Origin of the sequence: Micromonospora sp. NPDC049051 (assembly GCF_043197575.1) — a bacterium.
Lineage (GTDB): Bacteria > Actinomycetota > Actinomycetes > Mycobacteriales > Micromonosporaceae > Micromonospora.
The window spans coordinates 34520-54022 of sequence record NZ_JBICTL010000014.1; the positions used below are offsets into that span (position 1 = coordinate 34520).

General features: G+C 70.3%; 14 protein-coding genes and 2 pseudogenes. 13 read left to right on the forward strand and 3 right to left on the reverse strand.

What is annotated here, in order from left to right; genetic code table 11:
- Positions 1–26 precede the first annotated feature (26 nt).
- From ACGFIR_RS30790 to ACGFIR_RS30800, 3 genes are all read left to right on the forward strand, one after another.
- Complete coding sequence (locus tag ACGFIR_RS30790) at positions 27–524, forward strand: hypothetical protein (protein ID WP_393148850.1); 498 nt, start codon at positions 27–29, stop codon at positions 522–524.
- Positions 521–1546 (forward strand): NlpC/P60 family protein, encoded by a 1026-nt coding sequence (locus ACGFIR_RS30795; RefSeq protein WP_393148852.1) that lies wholly within the window; start codon positions 521–523, stop codon positions 1544–1546. The genes ACGFIR_RS30790 and ACGFIR_RS30795 overlap by 4 nt, the downstream gene beginning before the upstream one ends.
- Before the next feature lie 457 nt (positions 1547–2003).
- On the forward strand, positions 2004–3161 hold the full coding sequence (locus tag ACGFIR_RS30800; RefSeq protein ID WP_393148854.1) for an IS110 family transposase: 1158 nt from the start codon (positions 2004–2006) through the stop codon (positions 3159–3161).
- Between the two features lie 85 nt (positions 3162–3246).
- Here the strand turns inward: ACGFIR_RS30800 and ACGFIR_RS30805 are convergent, their stop codons facing one another.
- The gene (locus ACGFIR_RS30805) at positions 3247–3963 is read right to left on the reverse strand and encodes an SDR family NAD(P)-dependent oxidoreductase (RefSeq protein WP_393148856.1); all 717 of its coding nucleotides are present in this window, start codon (positions 3961–3963) and stop codon (positions 3247–3249) included.
- 507 nt (positions 3964–4470) lie between these two features.
- Here ACGFIR_RS30805 and ACGFIR_RS30810 point away from each other — a divergent pair.
- The 10 genes and pseudogenes from ACGFIR_RS30810 to ACGFIR_RS30855 all read left to right on the forward strand — a co-directional run.
- A complete protein-coding gene (locus ACGFIR_RS30810; RefSeq protein WP_393148858.1) occupies positions 4471–5622 on the forward strand; it encodes a DUF4314 domain-containing protein in 1152 nt (383 codons plus the stop codon).
- A gap of 159 nt (positions 5623–5781) precedes the next feature.
- Positions 5782–6900, forward strand: coding sequence for an AAA family ATPase (locus tag ACGFIR_RS30815; RefSeq protein WP_393148860.1), 1119 nt, complete (start codon positions 5782–5784; stop codon positions 6898–6900).
- Between the two features lie 26 nt (positions 6901–6926).
- Positions 6927–8525 (forward strand): VWA domain-containing protein, encoded by a 1599-nt coding sequence (locus ACGFIR_RS30820; protein ID WP_393148862.1) that lies wholly within the window; start codon positions 6927–6929, stop codon positions 8523–8525.
- Between the two features lie 461 nt (positions 8526–8986).
- On the forward strand, positions 8987–9949 hold the full coding sequence (locus tag ACGFIR_RS30825; protein WP_393148864.1) for a DUF4192 domain-containing protein: 963 nt from the start codon (positions 8987–8989) through the stop codon (positions 9947–9949).
- A 109-nt stretch (positions 9950–10058) separates the two neighbouring features.
- Positions 10059–10490, forward strand: a complete 432-nt coding sequence (locus ACGFIR_RS30830; protein WP_101413277.1) for a DUF3085 domain-containing protein — start codon at positions 10059–10061, stop codon at positions 10488–10490.
- 421 nt (positions 10491–10911) lie between these two features.
- Positions 10912–11091: a hypothetical protein gene (locus tag ACGFIR_RS30835; RefSeq protein WP_393148866.1), complete on the forward strand. Its 180-nt coding sequence runs from the start codon at positions 10912–10914 to the stop codon at positions 11089–11091.
- Between the two features lie 298 nt (positions 11092–11389).
- Positions 11390–12303 (forward strand): IS5 family transposase gene (locus tag ACGFIR_RS30840; protein WP_393148868.1). Its coding sequence is split into 2 segments (ribosomal slippage): positions 11390–12110 and positions 12110–12303, totalling 915 coding nucleotides; the frame shifts between segments, so codons are not numbered across the junction.
- A 210-nt stretch (positions 12304–12513) separates the two neighbouring features.
- Positions 12514–12858, forward strand: a complete 345-nt coding sequence (locus ACGFIR_RS30845) for a hypothetical protein (RefSeq protein ID WP_393148870.1) — start codon at positions 12514–12516, stop codon at positions 12856–12858.
- Positions 12859–13920: 1062 nt separating this feature from the next.
- Positions 13921–14310, forward strand: a complete 390-nt coding sequence (locus ACGFIR_RS30850) for a hypothetical protein (protein WP_393148872.1) — start codon at positions 13921–13923, stop codon at positions 14308–14310.
- Between the two features lie 144 nt (positions 14311–14454).
- Positions 14455–14766 (forward strand): annotated as a pseudogene (locus ACGFIR_RS30855) (DUF4262 domain-containing protein); the annotation flags it as partial.
- A 1239-nt stretch (positions 14767–16005) separates the two neighbouring features.
- Here ACGFIR_RS30855 and ACGFIR_RS30860 read toward each other — a convergent pair.
- Together ACGFIR_RS30860 and ACGFIR_RS30865 are read right to left on the reverse strand one after the other, a co-directional pair.
- Positions 16006–16368 (reverse strand): annotated as a pseudogene (locus ACGFIR_RS30860) (hypothetical protein); the annotation flags it as partial.
- On the reverse strand, positions 16365–19430 hold the full coding sequence (locus ACGFIR_RS30865) for a BTAD domain-containing putative transcriptional regulator (RefSeq protein ID WP_393148874.1): 3066 nt from the start codon (positions 19428–19430) through the stop codon (positions 16365–16367). The gene ACGFIR_RS30865 and the pseudogene ACGFIR_RS30860, both read right to left, overlap by 4 nt.
- Between the last annotated feature and the right edge of the window lie 73 nt (positions 19431–19503).

Consider the following 19503-nt stretch of genomic DNA (forward strand, 5'->3'; position numbering starts at 1 on the left):
GCCCTCTCGTCGAAGGAGTCTGTTCTGTGAGCACCCACTGCTACATCGGCGCCACCAGCCCCGACAACCCGCACCTCGTGCACGCCCGGTTCGTGCTCTGCGACGGCCACCCCGCCGTGGTGCTGCCCACCCTGGCCGCCATCTGGGCCCGCCACGCCCAGCACAACACGCGGACGCTGATCGCCGCGATCCTCGCCCACGACTGGGAGTACCTCGACCCGGACATCGCCGCCACCACCCGCTCCACGTGTCCCGGGCAGCGCCCGGTGCCGGGCGTCGGCATGACCCTCGCGTCCAAGGTGGATCCGCCGGAGCCGGTCACGGTGATCCCGCTGTGCCACGCCGCGCATCTCGACGCCGAGTGGATCTACCTCATCGACGCGGACACCGGCGCACTCGCCGTGCACACCAGCGATGGCCTCCGCGTCGCCACCTACCACCTGGCCGACGTCCTGAACCCTGGCAGCCGCGAACGGGGCGAGCGGCTGTGCGGGCCGCGATCAACGGCGGGAGCACCGCGGTGAGCGCTCGCGCGCTCGGCGCGATCGCCGCCGGGGTCATCGCGGTGCTGGTGCTGTGCGCGGGTGGGATCGGGGCGTTGTTCACCAGCGGTGGCGCGGCATCTGCCGTCTGCTACGGACCGACCGGTCCGGACGGGCAGCCGCCCCTGCCGACTCTCCACGTGTCTCCACCCACGTTCAGCGCCGGCCGTCGGTGGAGCAGCGACCAGACGGCCAACGCCGCCCTGATCGTCACCGTCGGCGAGCAGCGGAAAGTCCCGCCCCGAGGCTGGGTCATCGCCCTGGCCACCGCCATGCAGGAATCCACCCTGCGTAACCTGCCCGGCGGGGACCGCGACTCCGTCGGGTTGTTCCAGCAACGCCCCTCCCAAGGCTGGGGCACGCCCGCCCAACTGCGCGATCCCCGCTACGCCGCCGAGAAGTTCTACACCGCGCTGCTGGCCGTCGACGGCTGGCAGGCCATGGCGCTGACCGACGCCGCCCAGGCCGTGCAACGCTCCGCCTACCCCGACGCCTACGCCAAGTGGGAAGACGACGCGATCGCCCTGGTCCGCACCATGGGCTCCGCCAACCCCTCAGTGGGCAGTGGCGGTGCTGCTGGTTGCGCTGACGTTGCCGCCGTCTTCGCGCGGGCCCGATCGTGGTTGACCGCCTGGTCAGGTGGTCCAGTGCCGTACCTGTCCAGCGGAAATCCCGGCGACTGGTTCCAGGGCTACCGGCGCGACTGCTCGGGCTACGTGTCCATGGCCTTGGGCCTGGACGGGCCCGGGTTGAACACCGCCGGACTGGCCGCCCGGTCGACGGTCATCGCGAAGAACGATCTGCGGCCGGGGGACCTGCTGATCAACACCGCTCCCGACCTGCGCGGGCACGTGGTGTTGTTCGAGCGATGGTCCGACCCGTCGATGAGCCACTACTACGGCTACGAACAATCCGGTGACGGGGGAACGCACCACCGGCTCATCCCCTACCCGTACTTCGGTGACTACCCGATGATCCCTCACCGGTACGGGCGGACAGGATGACCGCGCCCATCGATCCGAGACTCGCGTGGCAGGGCGCGAAGCGCTGACCCAGACAGCACAGGTGTCGGCGACGGATTCCAGTGCAGAATCAGGTACACCAGACGTACACAAGCCGGGTCGTCTGCCGCTTGGGCTCCGGCCGTAGCGCCCTTCCTTCCGCTGCTCACGCTGCGTCACCGGTGGAGTCGAGTCGGCGTCCGGATCGCGGCTACTTGTTTCATTGACCTGCGACCGTGGCCCGGCCAGGCTTCGGTCGAGGCGCCCGGGTTGTCGCTCTCATTGCGGCTGCCCACGCTTGTCGTGTGGCTCTCATTTGGCCTGCGCGGCCCGGGCGTCGCCCCAGGGCGGGGAGAGGCTCAAGAGGGGTTTGCTCTGCTCGAAGTAGCGTTGCCCTCCCGGCTCGACAACCCAGGTGGATCGAGCATCGGAGGACCTGTTGCACGTCACGTCGGATCGCGTGATCATCGGTATGGACCCGCACAAGCGTTCCGCCACCATCGAGGTCATGGCCGGCGACGAGACGATCGTCGGCGGGGGCCGGTTCGACACCGGCCGGGACGGCTACGCGGCGATGACGAAGTACGCCAAGCAGTGGCCGAACCGGGTCTGGGCGATCGAGGGCTGCCAGGGCATCGGCCGGCACATCGCCAACCGGCTGCTGGCAGACGGCGAACAGGTCGTCGACGTGCCGCCGAAGCTGTCCGCCCGGGCACGGGTGTTCGCCACCGGGCAGGGCCGCAAGACTGATGCCACCGACGCCCACTCCATCGCGCTGGTCGGCACCCGGATGGCTGGGCTGCGCCCGCTGGTCAACGACGAACAAATCGCCTTGCTGCGGATCTTGGTCGACCGCCGCCGTTCCCTCGGCGTCGACCACACCCGGATGGTCTCCCAACTACACCAACTACTGCTGGAACTGATCCCCGGTGGAGCGAAGAAGAACCTGTCCGCCGCCCAGGCCAAGGCACTCCTGGCCACCGTCAGACCCCGCGACGTGGTCGGCAAGGCCCGACGCCGGGTCGCCGCGGAGCTGATTGCTGACCTCGAACGGATCTACCAACGCACCAAGCAAGCCGACAAAGAACTGAAGGAACTGGTCGCCTCCACCGGCACCACCCTGATGGACCTGCACGGCATCGGACCCTCCGGCGCCGCCCGGCTGCTGGTCGAAGTCGCCGACATCACCCGGTTCCCCAGCCGGGCCCACTTCGCCTCCTGGAACGGCACCGCCCCCATCGACGCCTCATCCGGCGACCAGGTGCGCCACCGACTCTCCCGCGCCGGCAACCGGCAGATCAACCGCGTGCTACACATCATGGCCACCGTCCAGCTCCGCAACCCCACCGAGGGACGCGCCTACTTCGACCGCAAGAAGACGTCCGGCAAGACATCGATGGAAGCGATGCGCGCCCTGAAACGACGCCTGTCCGACATCGTCTACCGATGCATGATCAACGACACCGTGACCACGACGGCGGCGGATCCGGGAGGACACCGGGGAACGACTACTGACTCCAGCGTGACCAGCTCGCATCCCCAAGCCAGCTCTTCGGAGAAGTCACTTCCCGGACCCGCCGAGACCCAGGATAGAACTCTCCTCCCGGCGGTGTCTTGACACAGAGGGGAGCCAAATCCGCGCACCTGCTCTTCGTTCTGGCGCTGCCGGTCTCAGCCCTGATCCCGCTTGGGGCGGCAGGCGCTCAGGAGCGTGGAATCCGTACCTGCTCGAAATGGAACTCGCGGATGAAGCAGTCTCGTGGCTGACCAACCGCAAAGACCACGCAATCGACAACCGACTGCGCCGTGAGGTCACTGTCCGCTCGCCGCGGCCCGTCCTGAACGAAGTCCGGTGGAAACAGGGAGATCACTCGGATCCCCTCTGGCCGAAGCCGGTGCGACAGGATCTCAGCGAACCCCGCATGAGCGTGCTTGGCCGCGTAGAACGCGGGGTGTGCGCCCGAACGACGGTGCCCCGCCTCGCCGCAGGCGGAGATCATGTTGACGACGTCGGGCCGCGACGATGCGCGTAGCAGCGGCAACAGATGCCTGGTCAGCAGCACGGTGCCGGTCCCGCCCGCAGCCATCACGCTTTCGATCGTGTCGTCCGAGACGTCTGCCAGGTCGTCACCTTCGATGTACGTGGCGCCATTGTTGATCAGCACATCGAGGTAACTCGTCCGGTCGGCCACGGCTGCGGCGAACCCGCGCACCGAATCCGGTGCGGCCAGGTCGCAGCGAAACGCATCAGCCCGAGTTGACCCCCGCTGGCTGATCGCATCCGCAACCCGCCGGGCCGCCACCGGATCGCGGGCCGCGAGGAAGATCTGTGCACCGCGTTGGGCGAACGCCTCGGCCAGAAGCCGACCCGTGCCCCGGGCCGCGCCGGTGATGGCGACGCGCAAACCGTCAAGATCCATGGCCGGCAGTCAAGCACCTGAACTCTGGTTGAGGTCAACAGGAACCTGCCAGGACCGCGCATCCGATTATCGGCTAGATCCTCACGTCGGGGATCGGCTGGGCTCAGTACATCCCTCACGCAACGTCACCAACTTGCATCGCCGCCACGGCGACCTGCCTCCAGTCGTCGTGCGGCGACTGAACTCGGCTGGTGTGCGCGTGCAGCCGTACCTGCCTCTGCACTCCGACCTGTACGCCGACAACAGGCCATTCGCCGTGCACGACGCCACCGCCGACCTTGGGCACCCGGTCGCCGCCGGAAGCGCGCCGTCGGGGACGCGCTCACCCACCTACGCGAAGAGCGCGACACGACGCACAGCCGGTTCCAGGAGGCGTGCGCCGTCCCGCGGCACGCCCAGCGCCCGCCGAGGCCGGCGTGAAGCAGAAGCCCACGCAGGGCGCGACCCGCTCAATGGCGGGCTGCCCGACACCCATGACCCCGAGGCAACTCAACACGAGGACAGGACATGACCAGCTCACGCAACAACACAAGCCCTCCGCAGCCAGAGAATTCCGCCCCCGGCCACCGCTTGGTCCCGGACACCTTCCATGAGGCAGACCGGGTCGCGCTCGAGCACACCAGCGACCCGCACACCCGGCTGCATCCCGGCGACGAGGGCACCGTGCGTCGCTACGACCCCGAGCAGCGGGTCCTGGATGTCGACTGGGACAGCGGATCGCGGCTGTCGATGCTGCTCGGCGCGGGCGACCGCGTCCGCCGCGTACCGAACGCCGCATGGCAGCGCGTGCTCGACGCCCTTCACCACGCCGGGGCCGCAGCCGGCCGAAACGCCGCCGAGTGGTGGGCGCAGGACACCGTCGGCGCACGGGCCAGCGGAAATGTGGCGGCGACCGCGCGGCAGGTCCTCACCGCCATCGAGGCCGCCGACGGCCGGGACATCCACGGGCTGCCGATCGCTGACCGGGGCGACCGCGCCGCTGACCCCACCCGTTACGCCGAGCACGCCCCGCCCGACGCGCCCCGATGGGAGGACCTGCGAGGGCGGCAGCCAGACCAGGCGCGGTGGGCGTGGTGTGACGGCTTCGACGAGGCGGTCGAGGCCGAGGCGGCCCGGCAGTGCCGGATGGTCCTGCATCCCGACGGCGACGACCGGGACCTGCAGCATGTGTACCCGCAGCGGGTGCGCCTGGGCGGCCCGGGCGTGTTCGCCGGGGACTGGGCGTGGACGCCCAACGAGGCGGGGGACATGCGGATCCCGGTCGGGTTCGTCGGCACCCTGGTCGACACGTGGAACGGATGGGCGGTGTTCACCTGCACCCGCGAGGTCGCCGAGGCGATCGTCGCCGACCAACAGGCCGCCCGCGACCGCTACCGCCGCCATCTGGCCACGCAGGGCGCCGCGGCGGACCTGGACCGCCTGGTGGATCAGTCCATGAGCCGGATGTGGTTCGACGGGGACGTCATCGTCGCTGACGACACCCGGTTGCAGGACGACCCGGAGGCCATCGAGCGCATCAGCCCGAACCCGGACGGCGGCTACGTGGTGATGGGCTGGTCCTGGACCTGGCTTCCGGTGCATCCCTACGACTGCGACCGCATCGCCGGCACCATCCCCGACGCGCCAGCGGCCATCACCCTCACCCCACACCCCCGCTGAGGGCCGGCGGCAAGACCAGCACACGCATGGTGCTGAACCGTCCTGCTGTGAGACGGCTCTAGCTCCACCCGATTCCAGTCTCCGCTGCGCGGATTTCGCTTCTGCCCGCGCACCCGAGACGGGATGCGCGGGCCCTATCCCTTCGACGGGAGGACCCGTATGGATCCCACAACCGGATCCGCCACCCCGCCCACACCGGCCGATGGCGGCAGGCGTCCTGGCTACCTGTACCACAAGGTCGCCTCGCACCTCGCCGCTCACCCGGACCGCATGTTCACGGTCGGGGAGATCACCAAAGCCCTGTCTGTCCCCTCGACCGGGGCAGTCTTCGAGGCGCTGAAGAAGATGGCCGCCGCCGGCTACGCCACCCACCTGACCGGCCCGCACCGCTTCCAGATCACCCAGGCCGGTATCGACGCCGCCGGGACGATGCCGCCGCCCACCCCGCGGACACCCCGCCAAGGACATCGCGGGGCAGGTCGACGACAGCCGGTCACCCGCCCGAACGGTGACCTGTACTTCCCCCGCAAGCTGGCGGGAGCCACCGACGTGGACGTGCTGCGCCGGCTGCGCGAGAAGCGTATCCCGGTGCTGCTCTACGGCCCGCCAGGCACCGGCAAGACCGCCCTCGTCGAAGCCGCCTTTCCCGACCTGCTCACCGTCGCGGGCACCGGCGACACCGTGGTGGAGGACTTCCTCGGCAACTTCATCCCCCTACCCGACGGCGGATTCGAGTTCGTCTACGGCCCCCTGGTCATCGCCATGCGCGAGGGGCGAGCCCTGCTGGTCGACGACGCCACGCTCATCGCACCGAAGGTCCTCGCCGTGCTGTACCCGGCGATGGACGGCCGCCGCGTCATCACCATCCCCGGATACCGCAACGAACGCGTCGAAGCCACCGACGGGTTCTACGTCATCGCCGGGCACAACCCCGGCGTGCACGGCGCGATCCTCACCGAGGCCCTCGCGTCCCGGTTCGACGTACACATCGAGGTCACCACCGACTGGGACCTCGCCCGCCACCTCGGCGTCCCCCGACCCGCCGTCGAAGCCGCGATCGCACTGAACACCGATCTCGCCGCCGGACGCGTCGGCTGGGCGCCGCAACTACGCGAACTGCTCGGCTTCACCCGCGTCAGCAAAGCCCTCGGATCCGCGGCGGCCGTGGCGAACCTCGTCGGCCGCGCCCCGCAAGAGGACCGCGAACAGGTCCTCGCCGCCCTCAAACAGCAGCTCGGCACGGACATCAACCCGCTGACCCTCGGCAAACAACGCTGACCCCCTCCCGAGAAACGGAACCACTCATGCCTGATCCCTCCACCCACCGGCGTGCCGGATCGAGCACCCCGACCGCCAGCGCCCCGGACTGGCACCCATGGAGCGACGCCTGGACCCGACACATCCCGGTCCTGACCGGCCGCAGCGATCTCACCGTCACCGTCGCCCCCGGCGCCGGCGGCGGCGCACCCGCCTGCTTCTACCCCGACGCCCGCCGCATCGAGGTCGACGCCACCCACATCGGCACCCCCGACCTCACCGATCCCCGCAAGGCCGGACACAAACGCCTGGTACCCACCGCCTACGGGCTGCTCGTCCACGAAGCCGCCCACGCCACCCACAGCCTGTGGACAACACCCGCCGACACCCCACCGATCGTCGCCACCGTCGCCGACCTACTCGAGGAATCCCGCGCCGAGAACCGCCAACGCACCCGCCGGCGCGGCGACCGCCGGTGGCTGCGCCACACCGTCACCACCCTGCTCAACCCCGACGACGCACCCGTAGACGACGCCTGGCACGCCGCCCACCTCGCCGGGCTGCTCCTCGCCCGCGTCGACGCACGCATCATCACCGCCAAAGACATCAAAGGCGTCCGCGCCGCCGTCACCGCCGTCCTCGGCCGCACCACCCTGCGCCAACTACGCGACCTGTGGCGCCAAGCCCACACCGTCGACGACACCGACGCCACCAGCATGATCAACCTTGCGTGGCAGTGGTGCCGCATCCTCAACATCGACCCCCACCAGCAACCCAAGCCGCCACAACCAGACCCCGGCACGTTCCCCGGCCAGCTCGCCCAGGCACTGACCGACTACCTCGCCCACACCGCCGGCCTGACCCCCACCGAGTACGCCACCGGGCAAATCCACGCCCGGCACAGCGCACCCGCGTCGTGGACACGCCGAGACCCCACCGACGCCGAACGTGCCGCCGCCCGCCACCTCGCCACGCGGCTGCGCCACGCCCGCACCCACCAACCCGAACCCGACACGCGTCCCAGCCCGATACCACCCGGGCGGCTACGCACCCGCCACGCCATCACCGCCCAAGCGCAGATCGCCGCCGGTAGCCTGCCCACCGCCACACCCTGGCAGCGCCGCGCGCACGTCCCACCGCCGAAGCCACACCTGCACCTGGCCGTGCTCGTCGACACCTCCTTCTCGATGCGTCCCTACGCGGCGCCGATGTCCTCAGCCGGTTGGATCCTCGCCCACGCCGCCCACACCAACCAGGCCACCACCACCATGATCGGATTCGGCAGTCGAGCCACCCTGCTCGTGCCGCCTCGGCAGCACCCCGCCCACGTCCTCGAAATGCGGGCGGCCGGCGGCACCACCGCGTTTCTCGACGCGGTGAAACTCGCTGACCAGCTCCTGCATCTGCGGCAGCCGGGGCGGCTGCGGATGCTCGCCGTCGTCTCCGACGGCGACCTACCCAACCCCGACGCCGCGCAACGGCTCATCACCACCCTGCACCAGGCCGGGTGCGCGGTGCTGTGGCTGCGCCCCGCCGACCTGACCGGGCACACCTTCACCCACACCAGCACGCTGATGGTCGCCGACCCCATCGAGGCGGTCGCTGCGATCGCCGACGCCGCCGTCACCGCACTCGAACACGCCTGACCACGAGCCCCCGCGAGTGATGGGCTAGGCGAGGCCAAGGCTCGCACTCCCGCTAAACGGCGCTACTCGCCAACGCCCTCACCCCCGGAGGCCACGCCGCCGGCAGCGCGAGCCACGGCATCGAAAAGGCCGCCGGCCTCGCATCCGCCCTCACCCAACACCACCCGCCTGGGCGTCGACCTCGAGACGAAGCCTGCGCGGCTGGCAACGCCGAGGTGCCGCCGGGCTGCTGCCCGAAGCCGCGCTGACCGCCCCGCCGTCGCCGCTGTTCGCAAGGCCCGCCCATCGGCGCCTGCCTCGGCCTTGGCGCTTGTCCTCGCGATCACCGCAGATGACCAACCCCTGACCTGAGCCAACAGGCGGTGGCGGTCACGAAGCCCTGATCTGCCGCCGGCACACCACCTCGAAAGCTCCGCACGCCCCACGGCGGCGGAGCCCTTCCATATAGGAGTGATCCCACCATGACGCACGACCAGCCGGCCCGGCTGCCGGTGACCTCGATCAGCGACCTGCTCGCCGCCGTGCCGTACCTGCTCGGCTTCCACCCCGCCGACAGCCTCGTCATCGTCGGCCTCACCGGACAACGCATCACCGTGGCCGGCCGCGCGGACCTGCCCGAGCCCGCCGCGATCACCGACTGGGCGCCCGTCACCGCACGGCAGTACCTTGACCTGCTGCGCAACGTCGACGCCACCAGCGCGATCCTGATCGGCTACGGACCCGCCACCACCGTCACCCCGGTCATCGACACCCTCACCTCACGCGTGCACGCCGCCGGCATCACCCTGCTCGACACACTGCGCGTCACCGACGGCCGCTACTACTCCTACCAATGCCCGGACCCCGGCTGCTGCCCGCCTGACGGAGTGTCGTTCGACCCGCACTACAGCCCCACCGCGGTGCACGCGATCGTCGCCGGGCAGACCGCCCTGCCCGACCGAGCGGCTCTCGTGGCCAGCATCGCCCCCACCAGCGCCGTCACCGCCGAGGCAAGCCGACCGGCACAGCACCGCGCACTCGCCATCATGACCTCCGGCGGGCGGTCGGCGCTCATCCGCGCCGGCAGGAAAGCCGTAGACGAGGCGCTCGCCCGCTACGCCGCCGACGCCGTCCTCACCGAGGACGAGGTGGCCTGGCTGTCCGTCCTCCTGGCCGACGTCGCCGTTCGTGACCATGCCGGAAAGGCCACCGGTGACCAACCGTGGCACCTGGCCCTGTGGACCGACATCACCCGCCGCGCCCACCCGGCCTACGCCGCCGCCCCCGCCACCCTGCTCGCCCTCACCGCCTGGCGGCACGGCCAAGGCGCCCTCGCCAGTGTCGCCCTCGACCGGGTGTTCGCGGCCGACCCGGACTACCGCCTCGCCCACCTCATCGACCACGCCCTGCGCCATGGCATCCCACCCACAGCCCTCAACGACTGACCCACCTCCAGCAGCCCCGCCCGGTAACCCACGGGCACCTCAAACCCCCGGATCCAACCCGCGCGTCCGGCTAACCGGGATCCTTTCGCCACATCGCAAGGAGAGCCTGATGGCCCTGCACCTGTACTTCGACCTCACCGACACGCTACGGCTGGCCGAACACGCCGTCGCCGCCGCTGAGCACGCTCCGACCTTCACCGAACGCGAAGAGCAGACCCCCTGCCGGGGTGCGCTGGAGTGGGTCCACGACCACGGCGTCTACCTCATGTCCAGCGGCCTGCCCCGCCTCAAGGATTCGAACCGGCCCCAGACAAACCTCGTCGTCTACGCCCACGGCTGGAATCCCGACACCGACGGCCACCGCCACGACCCAAACCTCGGCGGCGACGACTTCGTCGAACACCTACACCTCACTGAGGCGCCCACACCGCTGATCGACACGCTCCGCGCCGCCCACGCCGCCGGCGACCGGTGGCTGCACCTGACCGTCAGCGCCGACACCTACGAGGCGCGCGTCGCCCGCACCCGCCGCCCCGACTGACCACCGCGCCCGACGGCCCCGGCCCCACCCGAGGGCGGGGCCGTCGGCTTCTTCACCGAACTGGGAGACCGCATGTCCACCCCTGACAACCACGAGCAACAACCCACGAGCCTCGAGGCGGTCCTACGCGACGCGTGGGACGCCTTCCACCCCGGCCAACCAGCTCCGCTGGGATGGCTCACCCACACCGCCGCACGCATCCACGACCACCTCCACGCCCAGCAGCCTGCCCTGACCGTGACCACCCCGCCAGCGGTCATCAACGACCAGCAGGCGGCCCTGCGCCGGCACGTGTGGCAGACACTGCGCGACGCCGCCGCCGAGGAGGACATCGACCCGGACGCCAACCGACCGGATCCTGCATGCCCTGGAGTTGCCGGGACTGCCCCGCCACTGGCAGGTCCGCCTCACCCTGCCGCTGATGATCGAGGTCACCGCCACCAGCCAGGACGACGCCGTCGAGGCCGCCGAGGCCGCCATCGACGCCGCACTCACCGGCACGAGCCACGACATCGACCTCGACTGGGACAACGCCACCCGAGACGACGCCACCCCCGGCGACATCGACACCACCACCGACACCCCCGCCGGCCTGCGATGACACCCTCATCCGCCGACATCGTCGCAGTGTAGGCCTGGTCGTCGCCCGACTACGCCAGGGCGACCGTCCGTACGGCACCCACGGCACGTGCGCGTTCTCCGCACACGACCACACCACCGCCTACGACCCCGACGGTCACGACCTCAGCCAGGCGCAGCCGATGCGTTGCCGGCACTGCGGGCAGCCCGCCCACTAGGCAGTGTCTCGAAGTCGGGTGCGGTGTGTCGGTGATCGATAGACGGCGAGGTCTCCGGTAGAGGGTTTTTCGACCAAGAAGGACCTGAATACCGGAGACCTCGTGGCCACCGTAGCGGTGACGAGGCGGCACGACCTGGCCGACGCGCAGTGGGTGGTGCCGGAGCCGCTGCTGCCTGCGGGTAAGCGGCCAGGTCGGCCGTCGCAGTGGAGCAAGCGGCAGCTCATGGACGGCATCCGGTGGCGGGTTCGGGTCGGTGCGCCGTGGCGGGATGTGCCGGCGTGTTACGGCTCCTGGCAGGCGGTGTACGCGCTGTTTCGACGGTGGCAGCGGGCTGGGGTTTGGCAGCAGATCGTGACCGGGTTGCAGGCTCGCGCCGACGCGGCTGGGTTGATCACCTGGGATGTCAGCGTCGACTCCACCATCGCTCGTGCCCACCAGCACGCCGCTGGCGCACGTCGGTGCCCGCAGCAGCAGGCCGAGCCGCCGGGCGGGGTGGTGACGGAGCCAGTCGACCACGCGCTCGGGCGTTCGCGCGGCGGGTGGACCACGAAGTTGCACCTGGCGTGTGAGCAGGGCGGTAAGCCGCTGTCGATGCTGCTGACCGCTGGGCATCGCGGTGACAGCCCGCAGTTCGCCGCGGTGCTGGCCGTTATCCGTGTACCTCGACTCGGCACCGGCCGCCCCCGGGTGCGACCGGCCCGGGTCATCGCCGACCGTGCCTACACCTCCCGCGTCAACCGCGCCCACCTGCGCCGCCGTGGGATCAAGGCCTGCATCCCCAGCAAGGTCGACCAGGACGCGCACCGCCGCGCCAAAGGCTCCGCAGCGGCCGGCCATCCGCCTTCGACCCCGAGGTCTACCGGCAGCGCCACGCCGTCGAGTGCGGCATCAACCGGCTCAAACGCCACCGGGGCCTGGCCACCCGATGCGACAAGCTGGCCGTCCGCTACGAAGCCACCATCCACGTCACCGCCATCAACGAGTGGCTACATGCACTTCGAGACGCGACCTAGGTGGACCATCCTTCGTGGTCCGGCTGGAGGTATGTCATTGAGACCTACCTCTTCCTGGCGCCGGCAGGACCTCGGCCAGGGTGGGGGCGTCGGACAGCCCGACGTCGGTGATGCCGTCCACCCACCTCGCGTCGGCGGCCTGGACCAACTCGGTCTCTGCTGTTAGTAATGGAGCAGTGACTGTTGGCTGCCTGTTGGGGTAGGAGCTACATGCTAAAGATCGGCACCCATGACACCGTAAAGCGGAAGCCGGTCCCCGCATCCTTGGTCCTGCTCGGCTGGCATCTGCTGGCAATCGTCGCCTACATCGTCGTACTCAGTCGGCAATCTCACGAACGAGTGCACTATGTCGACTCACTCTGGGACAGGATGTTGGTCTTCGGAATTAACGTCGGTGCGCCGTGGCTGCTCGTCACCCTGATCGCCGGTTTGATCCTGCTCTGGCTCTTTCCGAGCAAGAAGGGCCAGATCGGCTGGCCCGTCCTCCGCGGGAGCCTCGCCGCCATACCGCTACTCCTGTTGGTGGTGGCGATCATCCGCTTCGTGCCGCGCTGAGTGCACGTCGCGGTCGCTGGACCTGTCCCTGGGGTGCCGCCACCCATCACCCATGCCTGATCGGCCCAACAAGCGCCCATACCCAGGCATCACCGACCTGACGGCCGCCAACACCCGCAGCCTGGACGGCGACCTCAGCCTGCCCCAGGTACCCACGCGATGGCCCGAGGCCTAGGTCGTGTCGGAGACCTCGCCGTCTATCGATTGCCGACACGCCGTACCCGACTTCGAGACCCTGCCTAGGGCGCCCGCCTCGGCGACTACCGCCACGACGACCCCGCTACGCCCGACTGTTCCCTCATCCATCGCGGCGACTGAACCACCCCGGACACCGGACGGTCCGCCTCGGCGATGCTCCAGCCGGATCGCCCATGAGTACACCGACAAATTTCGCCCGGGGCCGGCCGGCGACTTGATCAATACGCAAAGTCGAGCGTGACTGCACCTCGGCCCTGCCACCCCTGCGGCGCACCCGACCGCGACAACCCATGCCGCTGCCGCAGGAATGGCGGCCTATATCCGCCGAACCCAACGGAAAGGGGCATCAAGTCATGGTCTCCCAGCACCGCCGCGCAATACCGCACGCGGTCACCGACATCCTGCTGTGGCTGCTCGCCAGCGACGTCGCCGCCGCCCATCAACCGCGGCCGCACTCGCCCGGCCGCTGCACCAACCTGCGCTGCGCCGGCCAGGCGTACCCCTGCCCACCCAGACGCGACGCCCACCGTGCCCAGCAAGCCGCCAGCCGCCCCCAGCCGCGAGCGCGAGGCCGCGCCCGGGTGCTCACCACCGCCAACCCACTCAACGGTTGGTTCCGACCAGCCCACACTCAGCCCCGCGCTGCCTGAGCTACGGCAGCGCCCGTACGCCCAGCGAACAGTCCCAACGCCCGTCACAGGGCAGTGATTGCACCTCGACCAGCCCGGCCCGCCAGATGCGGTCAGCGGGCCGCCGGTCCAGCCCTGGCGCCAGCAGCCACACCCATTCGCACCACATCTCAGCCGACACCAGGGAGCGTCGCCATCCGGCGACGCTCCCTGCCGTGAGACGAAGGAAGACGTCATGCAACACGTATCCACTCCCGGCGACGATCCTGTCGAACCGAATGTTGACGAGCCCCTCAGCGTCGGCGATCCGGTCCTGGGGAAGTCGCGGCTGCTGTCGCGGCAATGCGACACCTGCATCTTCGCCCCCGGCAACCGCATGCACCTTGAAGCGGGACAGCTGCGTGCCCTCGTCACGCAGGCCCGCGAGCAAGAGCGCTACATCATCTGTCACGACACTTTGCCGAACTACCTCTACCCGCGCGCCAAACCCGCGATCTGCCGCGGGTTCGCCGACCGCTACCGCACCCGAGCCCTGGAACTCATGGAGGGGCTCTGGGGCTTCGTCGAGGTCGACCCACCCCAACCGAGGGAGCTTCACGACAGAACGGAAGGAGCTGACCGGTGACCAGCACCGAGGACTTCATGCGCCACCAGAGCGAGATCATCGACCGGGTCGGCTGGTCGGTGACTCGTCCACCCCGGCGCGGACGACACCGACGACAGCGTCCCGTTCGCCTACACCGTCGGGCTCACCGCCCACGGCTATCCCGAACTGCTGATTGCTGGCCTCGACCCCGCCGTTTCCCAGCAACTGCTCAACGACCTAGCTGCCCGCGTCTACGACCAGGCCGAGCGCTTCACCCACGGCCAACGGCTCGGCGACCTGATCGTCGGCTACGACGTGACCATCATCGACGGTGCCCCCACCGAACAACTGCACCCGGGCGCCGCGATTGCCCGATACGGCCACCAGCAGGTCCGCGTGCAGCATATTGCTTGGCCCGACCCGGCAGGCTGCTTCCCGTGGGACGACGGCTACGCCTACCCGGCGTCGGTGCAGCCGTTCATTGGCTGTCCCTGAAGGGACGGACGCGCCGTCGAGCAAGGAAGCGCCCGCTGACGGGCAGAAGTCCAGGGGCGTGGCCACGGCGTCGGCAGCCGCAGGCACAGCGCGCACTGCTGGGCGCCACACCTGACGGGTGCCCCTTTGCGGCCTCACGATGAACGGTGGGCTGGGCAGGGCCCCTGTCCAGCCCGCCACCGCACCCGGTTCCTTTTTCGTGCAAGCAAATCGGTCCGGCTGGACCTGACCGGCGCCTGGGAGCAGGAGACGCGATCCTTTTGTCGTTCGGTCGCGTCCTGCGGGGGTCCGCCGTCGGCGATCCGGTGGCGCCTGCCCAGCCGCTCCGGAGTGGACTCGGACCCGGCAGCGGGGCTCCCTCTGCTCCGAGGCGGTTTTGGCGTGGGGCGTCAGCGGCGGAGGCTGTCGGCGAGGTGAGTTGACGTGCGCCGTGCCGTCTGGTGGCGGTGGCGGCCAGTACCGGCGGACGGTGCGCTCGGACCGGCCGATGCGTGCGGCGATTTGGGCGGGGCGGAGACTGGGGTCTCGGCGGTGCCAGTACGCCACGGCGGCGGCGGTGCCAGATGGCACGTCGTGCTCTTCCAGCGTCCCATCTGGGGCCCGCACGGGCTGTCCGTCGGCGTCGTCGTTGTCGTCGGGTGGTTTCCGCAGGGTGGCGGCTGGCGGCGTCGGCGCGACTTCGGGAGTTGGGCCGCCGTGCGGGCTGCCGCGCCGGCGTAGGCGCCTTGGTTCGATGTTCGGGTGGGGTGCGGGGGTTTCCTGACCAGGGAGGTCGTGTGCTGGCTGACCATGCCGGCATGGTGCTTCTGCGGGTGGAACGGATGACGATGCCCGGGCGATGATGGCGTTGTCGGCTGCTTCTGGCGTTGAGATCGGGTCGGCTGGACGTGCGGGTCCGTGACGCGTGGCGGTGATGACGGGCTGGGAAAGTGCGTCTGAGCCGGCCGTGAAAGCCGCGGCTCCGGAGTGGTCTTGGGCTTGGCCGGCTCCTGGCGGAGGGGCGTCTCGACCTGTGGTGGGGGGCGTCGCGGCAGCGGGTGGCGTCCCTGTGCTCGGCCGCTGCAGCGCGGTGTCCGCGGTGGCTGGCGGGGTCATTGATGCTGCGGCCGGTGTGGTGTCGGACCGAGAGGCAGACGTGGGCGCGGTGGCGCGGATTCTGCCAGTGATTTCAACGAGGCTGACGCTGGCGACGATGACGAGCCCGTCCACGGAGATGGGCAGCAGGTATGAGGCTCCGGCTTGGGTTTCGCCGTAGTGGGCGGCGACGCCGACGAGGTGCCAGTAGGAGACCCAGGTGGCGATGGCGGCGACGACGGCGGTCGCGGCGATGCGGATTATGCCGAGGGAGCGGCGGTGCTGGGGGACGCGGGAGATCAGCTCGACGGTGAGCAGGAGTGCCAGGGGCGGCCACGCGGCGATGATCTGGCTGATCGGGTTCGGTCGGGCGTGGAGGACGTTCGCGGCGATGGAGGCGGCCAGGCCGAGGGTGAGCGCGGCTCGTACCGCCCACCGCAGCCGGCGTAACTGTTTGACAGACGCCGAGGGGTCCGCCTGGTTCACGGGCCCGTGCGCCGCTGTCGTGGTGGGCGCTGGCGTGCTCATGCGATCGGTCCCGGCTCGTTGGGGAGCTGGCGGGCGCGGCCGGTGGACTTGCGTTGGCCCTGCTCGGTGAGGAGGCGGGCGGCCAGGGTGACGGTGTCGTGATGGGGGTCGGCGTCGATCTCGGCGAGACGGCGGGTCAGGGTGCGGTGTAGGGCGTGGACGGTGTCGGGGTGACCGAGCTGCGCATGGACGCGCATCGCGGTCTGGTACAGGGTTTCGGCGTAGGGGTGTTGGTGCAGTGCGGTGTCGAGGACGGCGGCCTGGTCGGCGGGTTGTCCGGCGAGCTCATCGAGGAGGGCGACTGCGGCGTCGAAGGCTTCCTGGCGAACAGCGTGGCGGTGTGGTTCCAGCCATTCGTAGTCACAGTCCTCAGCGAGGGGGCGGTAGGTGTCGACGGCGCGGCGTAGCGCCGCGATGCGTTCGGGCCCGGCGGTGGCGGTGTCGGCGGCGCGGATCGCTGCCCGCATGCGCCACAGGTCGATGTCGAAGCGGTCAGCGTTGAGCTGGTAGCGGTGGTTGTGGTGGGTGAGGTAGGTACCGGGACCGGCGTTGTGTCGTAGCACGGCGCGCAGGTCGGACACGTAGGTGTGGAGGCGGTGCAGGGCTTTGCTGGCGGGAGCCTCGGGCAGCAGGTCGTCGAGGATCGCCTCGGTGGAGGCGCTGCCGTCGCGGACCGCCAGGTACACCAGCAGTTCAAGGGACTTGGCGCGCAGACTGCGGCCCGGGTCGTAGTCGACGAGAGCGGGCGCGCCGAGCACGTTCACCTCGACCCGGCCGCGCTGCGGCTTCCGCGGTGGGGCCTGCTCGGCGAGGGCGCTGGGCTGGCCGTTGTGGTGGATGCTGGTGTCTGCGAGATCGACGTCGACGCTGCGGTTGGCCGTCTCCTTGTGGTGATGGCCTGCCTCGATGCCGGTGGTGGTGGCGACGGCGTTCGGGTCGTGGCTGTCGCGGTCTTCCCCTTGGCAGCCGGCGTCGGTTGGTGAGTTCTCGCCAGGTTCCTCGGTCTTGGTTGCCGTGCGGGTGAGGTTTGCTGGCTCCGGCGTGCCGGAGCTGTAGTCGGGTGCCGGTTGCGGTGGCGCGGGCGTGGCGTCGGGGGCGGGTGCGGGCCGTTGGCCGGTGTGGGATTCGGCGAGCGTCGTGATCAGGTCGGCGGTCTCGGTGGGGTTGAGCACGGTGAGCCGGCCGAGGTCGGCGGGGTGGTGGCCGTGGCGGGCGTCGCCGTCGCCGGGGGTGGTCGCGCCGTCGGCGGCGACGTCGATGGTGTTGCCCTCGGGCCACGATCCGAGGAGCACGCCGTGAATGTCCAAGCGTTGGCCCTGGGCGAGCGCGGCGGCGATGCGGGCGCGCTGGTGGCGTTCGGTGGCGTCGGCGAGCAGCATGACCGGTGCGAGGGGTTCTTCGCCGGGGTCGGCGGCCCGAAGGTCGGTGACGGTGTCGACTTCGTGCTGGTAGAGCAGTCGGGTGCGGTGCAGCGCCTGTGCTTCGAGCAGTTGCAGGGCGTCGTCGAGGTTGCCGGTGATGGTCAGCCTCGGTGTGGAGACAAGGGTGACGGTGTCAGTGTCCAGCAGGGTCGCCGCAGTCGCGGACGGCATCACCACCTGGGCGCGCGCGTCGGGTTGGTCCGTGTGGCCCGCGGCTAGGGCGGCGACCAGGAAACCGCGGGCGGCGGCTTCCGCGCCGGGCCCGGTCAGGCCCAGGCCCGCTGGCGGCCACACCGCTGACAGCGGGTGCGTCAGTGCTGGCGCCACCGGCAGCGAGCGACTGGCAGGGCCGTCGGGGCTGTTGTGGTGCCGGTCGTCGTTGGCGTTGGTGACGCCCTCGGCGTGGACGTCGTCCGAGCCGCTGCCAGCGTGTGTAGGGCTTTGGTCGTTGAGGTCGTCGTCGGCGTCGCACGGAATGCCGCGGCCTGTCGTGTGCGGTCGGGCGGTGGCGTGGCGCAGGCCGCGGCGGATCTGCCCGACGACGCGGGGCATGGGCGCTAGGTCCGGATCCTCGTGGCGGGGCAGCGGTGATGGGATGCGGGGTACGTAGCGGCGTTGCCGGTGGATCCAGACCAGCGCGACGGCGGCGGCGATGGCCAGAGCGAGGCCGACGTCGACCCAGCTGCCGCTGGGCAGGGAGATCCCGCGCGTCCGGCCGGTGCTGGGCTGGCTCGCTGAGCTTTGGCTCGCGGTCACGTCATCGGCAGGGTTGCTGGGTGTTGGTGCGGCAGTGCTCCCGCCGTCGGGCGCGGCCGTCGTCGTGTCGCTAGGAGCGGGGGCGTGTGGCTTGCTCGGCGCGGTCGGCTCCGCAGGGGGCGTGATGTCGCGGGCCGGCGCTTTTTTCCCTACCTCTGGGGGTGTGGGCGTTGAGGGTTTGGGGCGGGGCCGGTGACGAGGCGGCGGGGTGGCGTCGGCGGGCAGGTCGAGGGTCCAGCCGGGGTGGATGACGTTCGGGTTGCGCAGGGTGCCGCCAACGTCGGCGAAGCGGGTGCCGCGGTTCAGGGCGAAGATGTCCGGCCAGCGGCTGGCATCGCCGAGCCACTGCTCGGCGATCTCGGACAGGGTGTCACCGCGTTCGACGGTGTAGGTGTATTCCCGGCCGGCTGCCATAAGCGTCAGCGTCCGATCGGCGTTCACCTCTAGGCTGGGCAGGCTAGTGGTCGAGGGCCGGGTGGTGTGCTGGTCGGTGTCGTGGCTGGTTCCGGCTGCTGGCGCGGCGGCTGCCGGGGTTGCTGCGGCTGCAGAGCTGACGGCGGTGGCACCGAGCAGGGCGGCGGTGAGGCCTTGCAGCGGGCCCGGGAGTCGCAGGGCGGGCAGCCAGCGCAGGGTATGAGCTAGTCGTGCGTAGGCGCGGGTCAGCATGGAGGTGGCCAGGAGCAGCCACAGGACCACAGCGGCGCCCTGAACGAGGGTGATGACGAACTCGGGGGTCAGCGGCTGTTGAATCCACTGCCGCACGGCCGCCCGGGCCGGTAGTCGAGGCGCGGGCCAAATGTCAGCAGCGTCGAGCCAGGCGCATATCGCGGCGGTGAAGGTCAGCGACGTGATGCTCGCGGCGATGGCCGCTGATCTGGACCTCACAGAGCCTCCTGTGCCGTTCATGGGCCGCCGCAGACGTCCAAGTCCTAGCGCTGAGTTGGCACGCGCAGTGCTG